The 13037-nt window shown below is 41.4% G+C and carries 4 protein-coding genes and 3 pseudogenes; all 7 read left to right on the top strand.

The window, feature by feature from the left end; translation table 11 throughout:
- Positions 1-40 precede the first annotated feature (40 nt).
- Positions 41-3829: a glycoside hydrolase family 2 TIM barrel-domain containing protein gene (locus N8L90_RS06190; RefSeq protein WP_261024650.1), complete on the top strand. Its 3789-nt coding sequence runs from the start codon at positions 41-43 to the stop codon at positions 3827-3829.
- A 1-nt stretch (position 3830) separates the two neighbouring features.
- Complete coding sequence (locus N8L90_RS06185) at positions 3831-5519, top strand: alpha-L-fucosidase (protein WP_219967432.1); 1689 nt, start codon at positions 3831-3833, stop codon at positions 5517-5519.
- Between the two features lie 100 nt (positions 5520-5619).
- Positions 5620-6558, top strand: coding sequence for an Rpn family recombination-promoting nuclease/putative transposase (locus tag N8L90_RS06180; protein WP_219967431.1), 939 nt, complete (start codon positions 5620-5622; stop codon positions 6556-6558).
- Between the two features lie 7 nt (positions 6559-6565).
- Positions 6566-6976, top strand: a pseudogene (locus N8L90_RS06175) (Rpn family recombination-promoting nuclease/putative transposase); the annotation flags it as partial.
- A pseudogene (locus N8L90_RS06170) lies at positions 6969-7457 on the top strand (RpnC/YadD family protein); the annotation flags it as partial. The pseudogenes N8L90_RS06175 and N8L90_RS06170, both read left to right, overlap by 8 nt.
- 7 nt (positions 7458-7464) lie before the next feature.
- Positions 7465-7881, top strand: a pseudogene (locus tag N8L90_RS06165) (RpnC/YadD family protein); the annotation flags it as partial.
- A gap of 415 nt (positions 7882-8296) precedes the next feature.
- Positions 8297-13037, top strand: a 4741-nt coding sequence (locus tag N8L90_RS06160) for a DUF1542 domain-containing protein (protein WP_261024646.1), incomplete at its 3' end; no start/stop codon positions are given.

The raw sequence follows: 13037 nt of genomic DNA, 5'->3' as shown, positions 1-13037 counted from the left end.
ATAGTCAAGTAAATTGAATCGTTTAAAGAGGAATGCTTGTATGATAAGAGAAGAAGTTTTACGAAATCACTGGTTTTTTAGCCAAGAGGTAGGGAAAGAAGAGGCCTTGGCACCGGATTTTCAGAGGGAAAATTGGCAGGCTATTCAAGTGCCACACGACTGGAGTATTTACAATGATTTTGACCAGTATTCGCCAGCGCAAAATGAGGGTGGTCAGTTAAACGGGGGTCAAGCCTGGTACCGGACGCAGTTTTACTTGGAAGAAGATGCCAGTCTTGTATCGGTGCGTTTGTTGTTTGATGGAGTTTACATGAATGCCCAAGTCTATATTAACGGGCAAGTACTGGGCTATTATCCCAATGGCTATACGCCCTTTTCTTATGATATCACGCCTTATCTAAGAAATGACGGGACTGCCAACCAGCTTGCGGTTTTTGTGGAAAATCAGCAACCTAGCAGTCGTTGGTACTCGGGTAGCGGTATTTACCGAGAAGTAAAATTATTGATTACAGATTCGGTGCATCTGGATTTATATGGGATTAAGATAGAAAGTCCCAAGCTCAAGGAACAAAGAGATGGATGGGTGGAAACCCAGCTTGAAAGCAAGGTTTCAAATGATGGGCCTCAGTCCGTGTCGGTGTATTTGGAGCAGAGTATCTGGTATGACGGGCAGCAGCTGTCAGACTGGCAGGTGACAGACTCTGTAGTGATTGAAGCTGGGGACAAACATCATTTCCAACAAGCCATATCAATTTTTCAACCCTTGCTTTGGGATATTGATCATCCTCATCTCTATCAGTTGAAGACTCGAATCTACAAAAATGGCATTTTGGTTGATGAAGAAGAGGAGACCTTTGGTTACCGCTATATGGATTGGCAAGCGGATAAGGGTTTCTTTCTAAATGGTCGCTGGTTGAAGATTCATGGGGTTTGTCTGCACCATGACTATGGAGCGCTGGGAGCTGTGGAAAATAGGTCCGCTGCTGAGAGACGATTGCGCCAGATGAAGGAAATGGGCGTCAATGCGATTCGAATCACCCATAATCCAGGCAGTAGCATCTTGCTGGATGTGGCTGCTAAAATGGGGCTACTCATCCAAGAAGAAGCCTTTGATACCTGGTATGGAGGCAAGAAAGAATATGATTATGGTCGCTTTTTTGAGGAAGAAGCGACTCATCCAGAAGCGAAAGCAGGCGATTTCTGGTCAGATTACGATTTGCGCATCATGATTGAGCGTGGCAAGAACAATCCAGCCATTTTTATGTGGTCCTTGGGAAATGAAGTCAGCGAAGCAAATGGCGATGCCCATTCATTGATGACTATCAGACGCTTGCTAGAAAGGGTCAAGGAGGTTGATGATAGCCGTTTTGTGACCATGGGAATGGATCAGTTCCGCTTTGGCGATGGTTCTGGAGGTCATGAAAAGATAGCTAATTTGCTGGATGTGGTGGGCTTGAATTACTCAGAAGATAATATTGACGCGATTCGCAAAAGACATCCCAAGTGGCGACTTTACGGGTCTGAAACCTCATCGGCTACAAGGACGCGTGATAGCTATTTTCGCCCAGCTAAGGAATGGGTTGGGGATAATCGCCGCGTGCGGAATTTTGAACAGTCAGACTATGGCAATGATCGGGTTCCTTGGGGGAAGACGGCGACGGCTTCTTGGATAGCAGATAGAAATCGGCTAGACTATGCGGGTCAGTTTATCTGGACAGGAGTGGACTATATCGGTGAGCCGACTCCTTGGCACAATCAAAATGACACGCCCGTAAAGAGTTCCTATTTTGGGATCGTGGACACAGCAGGGATTCCTAAAAATGACTATTATCTCTACCAAAGTCAGTGGGTGGACCTAGATCAGCAGCCTATGGTTCATATCCTGCCCCACTGGAATTGGGAAATCCACAAGAGTTATCAACAAGTTGTGGATAAGTATGGGGATATCCCTGTTCGAGTGTATTCAAATGCTGGTTCTGTAGAGTTATTTCTTAATGGGAAATCCCAAGGCAGAAAGACTTTTCAGGGAAAATGGACTTCAGATGGCAGAAAATACCAAGAGGGAGAAGGTTCTGACCAACTCTATCTCGAATGGCGCTTGGCTTATCAATCAGGAGAATTGCATGCTGTGGCCTATGACCATCAAGGTCAGATTGTGGCAGAAGATAGGGTGGTGACTGCAGGTAAGCCAGCCAAAATCGGGTTACATGCCGAGAAATCACAACTGGAGCAAGATGGGCAAGACCTCCTCTATCTCTATTTTGATGTATTGGACAAGGATGGAAATTGGGTGCCTACTGCTTCCAATCAACTTTATTTTCAAATTGAAGGTCCTGCTCGCATTGTAGGTGTGGATAACGGCAGGCAGGCCAGTCGTGAACGTTACAAGGCTCAGAAAAATGGTCGGTTTAAGAGGAAAGCCTTTCATGGCAGAGGTGTCCTCTTAGTTCAGAGCTTGGAGCAGGCAGGCCAAGTTAGAGTAAAAGCTAGTGCTAGAGGGCTAGAGCCAGCAAGTTTTGATCTCTTAGTGGGAGAGGCTTTTGATTGCCAGCCAGTGAAAAATCAGCGCTTATTTGAGATTCGAGTGGACAAGCAGGCAGGATTACAAGAAGGGGCTTCCCCAGCTATTGGACTTTATCCACAAACTGTGGATAACCCTGTGAACAAGGTGGGGAATAGTGAAGTGATTTGGGAGACGAGTGGTAGTGCCCACGCCATTATCAAGCAGGGAGTGCTTCATTGTTTGTCTGCAGGGGGCTTGGCTATCTGCGCTAGTTATCAGGGGAAAACCTATCAAATGCACCTGCACGTAGTAGAAAATAGCTCACTAGGGCAAGCAGTTTTTGTACGACCACTTCGTTTATATACAGATAGGGGGACTTATCCACAGCTTCCGTCTTCGGTCTTGGTAGACTATGAGTCAGGCGGTGCAAAACGAGTCAAGGTTGTTTGGGAGGAGATTCCTGAAGAAGATTTGGCAAGATTTCATGAGTTTACGGTATCTGGTCAGCTAGAGGGTCTGGATTTAAAGGCTTTTGCTCAGGTTTGTGTCCAAGGGATTTGCGCTATTGAGCCTGAAAGGGTTTGGACGCTTGTCAAGGAAGCTCCACACTTACCAGACCGGGTTAAGCTAGTCTTATCAGATGGCAGACGAGATACGGCCAAGGTTACTTGGGATGAACTCAAGCCTCAAATCTATGCTCAGGTAGGAGAAAGTGTACTCACAGGACAGGTAGTGGGCTGTGAGTTGGCAGCAACAGTCACCATTCATGTGACAGATGCCAGTGTAGATGGAGAAGTTATTTCCAATCAGTGGACAGGGTCCAACCTGCCTCTGGTCTTTGCTTCCCACTCAGAGCCAAATCATCCAGCCTCTTACCTCAATGACAAGGTCATTTCTCGGAAAAAATCGACAGCCAATACTTGGATTGCCAAGTCAGAGCAAGCCAGCGTGGGTATTCTGTTTGGAGATGCAGGGATTTTAAAACCGCGATTTGTGGATAACCTGACCTTGTATTATGTTGAAAATCAAGAATATGTGGTTGTTGTGCCGACCTTTATTGATTATTACATAGGGAATGAGCCTAGCTTACCTCGGACTCCAAATCATTTGAATAAGGATTCCCTGCTCAAGCAAGAGGAGAATTGGCGCCCTGTATCAGCTATCCGAAAAGTTTCAAGCGACAAGGATGAAGAGCTTCGTTTTGAATTTGACAAGGTGGAGACTTATGCCCTTCGTCTTCGATTTGAAGGCTTGACCAGTCCCCTAGCCTTAACAGAATTGCAAGTACATGCCAAAAAAGTAAAGAAAAATGTAGATAGGAAGTAGTATGGTAAGAGAAATAAAACCGCATGGCCCCTTGCCTAGTCAGGCACAGCTAGCTTATTTAGAGGATGAACTAGCAGCCTTTATCCATTTTGGGCCCAATACCTTTTATGACCAGGAATGGGGGACAGGTCAGGAAGATCCTGTACGCTTTAACCCGACACAGTTAAATGCGCGTGAGTGGGTTCGCGTGCTCAAGGAAACGGGTTTTAAGAAGTTGATTTTGGTGGTCAAGCACCACGATGGCTTTGCCCTTTATCCGACAGCTCATACAGATTATTCGGTCAAGGCCAGTCCTTGGAGGAATGGGGAGGGGGATTTGCTCCTTGAAGTATCCCAAGCTGTCACAGAGTTTGATATGGATATGGGGGTCTACCTATCACCCTGGGATGCCCACAGCCCCCTCTATCATGTGGACCGAGAAGCGGACTATAATGCCTATTATCTGGCTCAGCTGAAGGAGATTTTATCAAATCCTGCCTATGGTAATGCAGGAAAATTTGCTGAGGTCTGGATGGATGGTGCCAGAGGAGAGGGCGCTCAAAAGATCAATTATGAATTTGAAAAATGGTTTGAAACCATTCGCGAACTGCAGGGCGATTGCTTGATTTTTTCAACAGAAGGCACTAGTATCCGCTGGATTGGCAATGAACGAGGGTATGCAGGTGATCCTCTATGGCAAAAGGTGAATCCTGATAAACTAGGAACAGAAGCAGAGCTGGACTATCTTCAGCACGGAGATCCCTCGGGCACGATTTTTTCAATCGGAGAGGCAGATGTTTCCATCCGGCCAGGCTGGTTCTACCATGAGGATCAGGATCCTAAGTCTCTCGAGGAGTTGGTCGAAATCTACTTTCACTCGGTGGGTCGGGGAACTCCACTATTACTCAATATTCCGCCGAATCAAGATGGGCTATTTGACACAAAGGATATTGAACGACTTTATGAATTTGCGGCCTATCGCAATGAGCTCTATAAAGAAGATTTGGCTCTGGGAGCTAAGGTGTCTGGTCCTGTTCTTTCCGCAGACTTTGCCTGTCACTATTTGACAGATGGCCTTAAGACCAGCTCTTGGGCAAGCGACGTAGGCTTGCCAATCCAGTTAGAACTTGAGTTAGGGTCACCTAAAACTTTTGATGTAATTGAGTTAAGAGAAGATTTGAAGCTGGGCCAACGAATCGCAGCTTTTCATGTGCAAGTAGAGGTGGATGGCGTCTGGCAAGAATTTGGTACAGGCTTTACAGTTGGTCATAAGCGTCTCCTGCGAGGTCCGCTAGTAGAGGCACAGAAGGTGCGCGTGATGATTACAGAGTCACAGGATTTACCTATATTGACCAAGATTTCACTCTATAAAACTCCTAGCTTATCAAAAACAGAAGTTGTTCAGGGGCTAGCATTTGCAGAAAAAAGTCTAGCTGTGACAAAGGGAGAGACTCTTCATTTTAGGATTGAACGTAGCGAAAGTAATACTCCTTTGGAGGCTAAGATTTCGATTCAACCGGGGACAGGTGTCCATGGTGTCGCCTATCAGGACGAAATTCAAGTTCTTCAATTCCAAGCTGGGGAATGCAAAAAAGATTTGTGTCTACCAACCCTGTATTTTGCTGCTGATAAGACCTTGGATTTCTATCTGAATCTGACTATTGATGGACAACTGATTGATCAAGCTCATATTTTAGTTGAAACGAGATAAAATATCTTCACAATTCATTTCCTTTTCGAATAAATAGATAGAACCATCGAATCTAGCAAAATTAGATTTAAAACTATGGTATAATAGAAGGAGGAAATGGATGACTTTAAGACATCCGGGCATTAGCCCAACCAATGACTTGGTAGCTAAGAAAATCTTTAGCAATCCAGAAATCACTTGTCAATTTATTCGCGATATGTTGGATTTACCAGCCAAAAATGTGACCATTTTGGAGGGAAGCAATATTCATGTCTTGCCTTCCATGCCTTACTCGGCACAGGATTTCTATACCAGTATAGACGTCTTGGCGGAATTGGATAATGGTACGCAAGTAATTATTGAAATTCAAGTTCATCATCAGAATTTTTTCATCAATCGCCTGTGGGCTTACCTGTGCAGTCAGGTCAATCAAAACCTAGAAAAAATTCGTCAACGAGAAGGTGATACACACCAGAGTTACAAACACATCGCACCAGTTTATGCTATTGCTATTGTGGACAGCAACTACTTCCAAGATGACTTGGCTTTTCACAGCTTTAGTATGCGAGAGGACACGACAGGTGAAGTCTTAACTATCACAAATAATGGTCAAGAAAACCATCTGGTCAAGATGGCATTCTTGGAATTAAAAAAATACAGAGAAACCAGCAAAGACGAGGTTCGCAAGCCGTGGTTGGAGTTTTTCGGTAATAAGCCCTTTACCCAAGAACCCGAGCGAGCCATCAGCCAAGCAGACCAACTGCTGGACTACAAGAGCTGGTCCGAGGAGGACAGGAAAATGTTTAGTCAGCTACGTATGCGAGAAGAACAGGCATTGTTAGCACATGATTATGCCTTGGAACAAGCTGAAGAAAAAGGCTTAGAACGTGGTCGTGCAGAGGGTCGTGAACAAGGACGAGAAGAAGGCATTGAACAGGGATTAAAAGTAGGTTTAGTAAATCTAGTACGTCAAGGTCTTCTAACACCTGAGGTTGCGAGTGAGCAATTAGGCATGACCGTGGCTGAGTTTGAGGAGCTATTGAAAGACCATCATAAATAAGACCTAAAAATACAGAGAAACCAGCAAAGATAGCATTCGCAAGCCGTGGTTGGAGTTTTTCGGGAATAAACCCTTTACTCAAGAACCCGAGCGAGCCATCAGCCAGGCAGATCAACTGCTAGACTACAAGAGCTGGTCCGAGGAGGACAGGAAAATGTTTAGTCAACTACGTATGCGTGAAGAACAAGCGTTATTGGCTCAGGATTATGCCTTGGAGACTGCTAGGGCGGAAGGGATTGAACAGGGATTGGAACGTGGTATTGAACAGGGACTGGAGCGTGGGAAAGTTGAAGGAAGGGAAGAAGGGAAACTTTTTGCATTTCTGGATATGGTACGCCAACATGTTTTAACTTCCGAATTTGCAAGTGCTCAATTGGGTATGACTGTCGCTGAGTTTGAGGCGTTATTGAAAGATTAAGACCATCACAAACAATGGACAAGAAAACCATCTGGTTAAGATGGCATTCTTGGAATTAAAAAAATACAGAGAAACCAGCAAAGACGAGGTTCGCAAACCGTGGTTGGAGTTTTTTGGTAATAAGCCCTTTACTCAAGAACCCGAGCGAGCCATCAGTCAAGCAGATCAACTGCTGGACTACAAGAGCTGGTCCGAGGAGGACAGGAAAATGTTTAGTCAACTACGTATGCGAGAAGAACAAGCATTGTTAGCGCAGGACTATGCCTTGGAACAAGCTGAGGAAAAGGGCTTAGAGCGTGGTCTTGAACGTGGTCGTGCAGAGGGTCGTGAACAAGGACGAGAAGAAGGCATCGAACAGGGATTAAAAGTAGGTTTAGTAAATCTAGTACGTCAAGGTCTCCTGACTTCTGAAGTTGCCAGCCATCAATTAGGCATGACCGTGGCTGAGTTTGAGGAGCTATTGAAAGCCCATCATAAATAAGATCTAAAAATACAGAGAAACCAGCAAAGATAGTATTCGCAAGCCGTGGTTGGAGTTTTTCGGGAACAAACCTTTTACCCAGCAACCCGAGCGAGCCATCAGCCAAGCAGACCAACTGCTGGACTACAAGAGCTGGTCCGAGGAGGACAGGAAAATGTTTAGTCAACTACGTATGCGAGAAGAACAGGCATTGTTAGCACAGGACTATGCCTTGGAACAAGCTGAGGAAAAGGCCTTAGAACGTGGTCTTGAACGTGGTCGTGCAGAAGGTATTGAACAAGGTTTAGAGCGTGGACTTGAACGAGGAAAAGCTGAAGGTAGTTTCTTGATGTTAGCAAATCTAGTCCGTCAAGGTCTTCTGACTTCCGAGATGGCTAGCCAGCAATTAGACATGACCGTCGCTGAGTTTGAGGCCTTGTTGTAAGTAGAAAACGATGACATGTTACCGAAATGAGGTAGCATGTTTTATTTTTGGTTCATATGTTTTACGGATAATTTTTTCTTATGCAGTGCAAAAATAGTTTGTTTCACCCATCAAACTTATTTATTTTACTACCAATCCTATATGAATGCGCTATCTTTATGGATGGAATTAAAACAAAAGCAAATTTGTTATAAAAACATGTGAATTATTTATTTACAAAAACAAGAAAATATACAAAACTAATTTATCTGAAAATTCCTTACTTTCCCAAAACGCTTTTTTTTTTGCGAAAATTTTAAATCAAATCATTTGCATATATATTGAAAATAAGATAAAATGTAAATTGTAGATCTCTACATACAGGTGTCATGTGGAAATCAAATTAATTAACCTTACAAAAGGAGAAAAGAAAATAATGGAAAACAAACCATCTATGAGTCGTGTTGAACGTCTGCACCGTGAGAAGGTCACTCGTTACTCGATCCGTAAATATAGTTTTGGGGCGGCTAGTGTAGCTGTCGCTGCTCTTTTCATGTTCTTAGGGAATGGAGCTGTATCTGTTCAAGCGGATCAAATCCAACCTGGAGACACAGCTGCTGCGCCAGCAACTCCAACTTTGGACAAGACCCAACTTGAAAGCTACATTTCAGAAATTGAGACAAAATTTGCTAACGGAACATATGCTAACAAAACAGAAGAATCTGTAGCATTATTAAAAGCAGACCTAGAAGCTGCAAAAACTACATTAGCAAACGCAACAACTCAAGCTGAATTAACAAAAGCTTACAGAAAACTTTTCCTTACAGCTAACTCTAAATTAAGAAGCAAACCTGTAGAGAAAAAAGAAACTCCAGCAGTAGATACAACTGAAGGTAAAGAAACTGTAGGTAAAACAGCAGAAAACACAGAACCTAAATCAGAATCTAACTCAATCGAAAACACAGGATCTAATGATGCTCGTAGCGGTAAAGAATTAGACAAAAACAATGCTTTCCGTACGGAAACTGATACAGAAAAACCAAAAGTATCAATCGATTATGATGATCCAGCATCTAAGACTATTTGGGTAACTCCAACAGAAGAAACAAATATCACTGGACGTATCAAGATTACAGATAACAGTGGTAAGATTGTTAAAGGTTGGATGCAAAAAATGGGTGGTGGAACTGATACTAATATAGGGTATGGATTAAACAACTCTAATATTAATTCTGAAACGACTGCCACAGCTGACCAACCAGCAACACTTTCTGTTACAGGAAAATTACAAGCGCGCCTTAATGGAAATCCGTGGAAAAATGGTTCAACCGTAGTATCACGTAAAGTTCGTGCTAAAGATGCAAGTAACAATGAAATCGATAATGAAGGTTCATCTGATCCAGATTATCAAGTATTCTTCAAAGTTCGTTCACAAAACGTAAAATACACAGAAGATTTAGCAAATAAAGCTGCAAACTTTGATAAAGTTGCGGTAGCTGATCCAGCACAACTTCAACAGCCAGAATTAGATAAAATCAAAGCTAAATTACAAGAAGGTGATGGAAACAACCTTAACGGTAAGATTGCTACAGTTACTCAATCAGGAGATAAAGTTGTTATTACTTATAACGATGGAACAACAGCTGAACGACCAGTAACTGACTTCGCACGTGTAAACGAAAAACCTGTAGCTGAAATTCCATATTCTCTTCCATCTGAAAAGAAAATCTTTGTTTATAATGAAGAAGATGCAGGTATTGAAATTCCTGTATACGATGAAAGTGGAAAAATTCGTTATGCGACAGTAAAACAAGGTTCAAATCAAAAGTTCCCAATGTCTACAGAAGCTGATAATAAAGTTGATATTGACTGGGGATATAGTGCAACAGTAATTAACCGTGATGAAAGCGAAACTGCAGAATTAACTAATGCAACTCAAGCTAATCCAGCTAAAATCATTATTTCAGGAAAACCAAGTGATAAACTGAAGAGTGCATCTACTTATACAAAAAATGAGGCTCAAACAGTAAATATTGGTACTCGTTTTGTACATGTAGCAGATGAAGAAGGATTGAAGAATTCTGGAGATACTAGAACTATCTCAGATCCAGGATATATGTACTTTGTTCTTAAATCTCAAACATACAAATACCATATCCAAGAGCCAACAGATTCTACAAAGAAAATTATTGTATCAAATCTTGATAATTTAACTGATACAGAGATTCAAAGTATCAAAGATCAAATTAAGATTGTATACTCTAAGACAAGTGAAGATGCTAGATTTGCGTCTAAAAAAGGAGAAGTTTTAGAGAATCAATCTTCAGTAGTTAAAAGTATTAATGTTGATACTGCAAACAAAAAAGTAGTCGTAACATATAATGATGATTCGACAGATGAAGCCCCAATTTCAAACTTTGCACGTACAAATGAAAAACCTGTAGCTGAAATTCCATATTCTCTTCCATCTGAAAAGAAAATCTTTGTTTATAATGAAGAAGATGCAGGTATTGAAATTCCTGTATACGATGAAAGTGGTAAAATTCGTTATGCAACCGTAAAACAAGGTTCAAATCAAAAATTCCCAATGTCTACGGAAGCTGATAATAAGGTTGATATTGACTGGGGCTATTCAGCAACTGTAATTAATCGTGATGAAAGTAAGACTGCGGAATTAACAGATGCAACTCAAGCTAATCCAGCTAAGATTATTATTTCAGGAAAACCAAGTGATAAACTGAAGAGTGCATCTACTTATACAAAAAATGAGGCTCAAACAGTAAACATTGGTACTCGTTTTGTACATGTAGAAGATGAAGAAGGATTGAAAAATTCTGGAGATACTAGAACTATCTCAGATCCAGGATATATGTACTTTGTTCTTAAATCTCAAACATACAAATACCATATCCAAGAGCCAACAGATTCTACAAAGAAAATTATTGTATCAAATCTTGATAATTTAACTGATACAGAGATTCAAAGTATCAAAGATCAAATTAAGATTGTATACTCTAAGACAAGTGAAGATGCTAGATTTGCGTCTAAAAAAGGAGAAGTTTTAGAGAATCAATCTTCAGTAGTTAAAAGTATTAATGTTGATACTGCAAACAAAAAAGTAGTCGTAACATATAATGATGATTCGACAGATGAAGCCCCAATTTCAAACTTTGCACGTACAAACCCAGCACCAACAGTAGAACTTCCATACTCAAACCCAGATAAGAAACAAATCTATGTTTATACTGGTGAAAATACTGACTTAACATTCAAAGCTTCAGATGATGCAGAAGTTAAAGATTTGTACCTACGTGGACCAGGTGGTGTTGGAAATGATAACACTGCAGGTTATGGATTTACAACAGGTAAGATTGATAACGATGTAGTTACAAATGGCGAAGGAACAGTATCTGACGATAAGACAACAGCAACTATCAAGATGACAGGTGTTACAACACTTACAGCTCCAAACAAATGGACAAGTTTTGTTGTTGCTAATGACAATGATAATGCAAGATCATTACCAGAGGATCAGAACTTTGATGCTTCAACTGACGATGCAGTACGCCAACAAAAACCAGGATATGTTGAGTTCATCGTTAAAAACCAAACATCTAAATATGACATTGCAGCTCCAACTGAAAAAGTTGCTGTAACAGATCCAGCTAACGTAACAGAAGCAGAATTAGAGAAAATCAAAGAAAAACTACAAATTGAGTACTCTAATAACAATGATGATGCTAACTTAGCTGACAAAAAAGGTAAAACTGTAGATGCTGCAGATGCTAAGGCTAAGATTGCCTCAGTAACAAAAGATGACCAAGGAAATCTTGTAGTAACATACACAGACGGTTCTACAGATAAAAAACCATTGTCAGAATTTGTAACTCTAGATAAACAACCTGCTATCAATGAGGTTAATAAAGCAGCTGAGAAACAAATTGAGGCTATTAACAATAACCCAGAAGCAACTAAAGAAGAAAAAGATGCAGCAATCGAGCAAGTAAATGCAGATAAAGCTAAAGCTCTTCAAGATATTGCTAACTCTAATGCTACAACTAAACCTGAGTTAGATAAAGTAGAAAAAGCAGGAACTGACAAGATTAAAACAGATAATCCTGTAATTGCTAAGAAAGATGAAGCTAAGAAAGCGATTGACGATGCGTTAGCAGCTAAAAACAAAGCAATCGATGCTCGTCCAGATCTAACTCCAGAAGAGAAAACTAAAGCTAAAGAAGCAGCAAAAGCAGCAGCTGATAAAGCTAAGGAAGCTGTCGATGCAGCAAAAACTAATGCGGATGTTGATACTGCAGCAGGAAAAATTGGAGATGAACTTAAGAAAGTAAATCCAGTAGCTAAAGAAGCAGCTAAGAAAGCAATCGCTGATGAGTTAGCTAAGAAAGAAAAAGCAATCGACGCTCGTACTGATTTGACGAAAGAAGAAAAAGACGCAGCTAAGAAAGAAGCTCAAGATAAAGCAAACGAAGCAACAGACGCTATTAACAAACAGCCAGACATCGCAGAAACACCAGAAAAAGCAGCAGAAGCTCAAACAGCAGTAGATGGTGCAAAAGATAAAGGTGTAGCAGATGTTAAAGCTGTAAATCCAGTAGCAGCTAAGAAAGCGGAAGCTAAACAAGCAATCGACGATGCGCTAACAGCTAAAAACCAAGCAATCGATGCTCGCACAGATTTAACTCCAGAAGAGAAAACTAAAGCTAAAGAAGTAGCAAAAGCGCAAGCAGATGTAGCAAAAGCAGCAGTTGATAATGCAACTACAAATGCAGCCGTTGATAAAGCTAAAGCAGATGGAACTACAGCAGTTGCAAATGTAACTCCAGTAGCAAAAGAAGCAGCTAAGAAAGCAATTAATGATGCGTTAACAGCTAAAAATAAAGAAATCGATGCTCGTCCAGACTTAACTGATGAAGAAAAAACAGCAGCTAAGAATGAAGCAAAAGATAAAGCTGATGCACAATTAGCGAAAATCAATGAACAACCTGATACAGCAACTACACCAACAGCAGCTAAAACAGCTCAAGATGCAGTAGATGCGGCTAAGAAAACAGGTGTAGATGAAGTTACTGCAGTGAATCCAGTAGCAGTTAAGAAACCAGCAGCTAAGAAAGCCATTGACGATGCACTTAAAGCTAAAGAAGCAGCAATTGACGCTCGTC

Source organism: Streptococcus mitis, from assembly GCF_946190115.1.
GTDB lineage: Bacteria > Bacillota > Bacilli > Lactobacillales > Streptococcaceae > Streptococcus > Streptococcus mitis_CO.
The sequence above is the reverse complement of the archived record's forward strand: the minus strand, read 5'-3'. Positions and strand labels throughout refer to the sequence as shown.

Bases quoted from the DNA above. Each gene is read 5' to 3' on its own strand.
- N8L90_RS06185 (WP_219967432.1), top strand. From the start codon at position 3,831: ATGGTAAGAGAAATAAAACCGCATGGCCCCTTGCCTAGTCAGGCACAG.
- N8L90_RS06180 (WP_219967431.1), top strand. From the start codon at position 5,620: ATGACTTTAAGACATCCGGGCATTAGCCCAACCAATGACTTGGTAGCT.
- N8L90_RS06190 (WP_261024650.1), top strand. From the start codon at position 41: ATGATAAGAGAAGAAGTTTTACGAAATCACTGGTTTTTTAGCCAAGAG.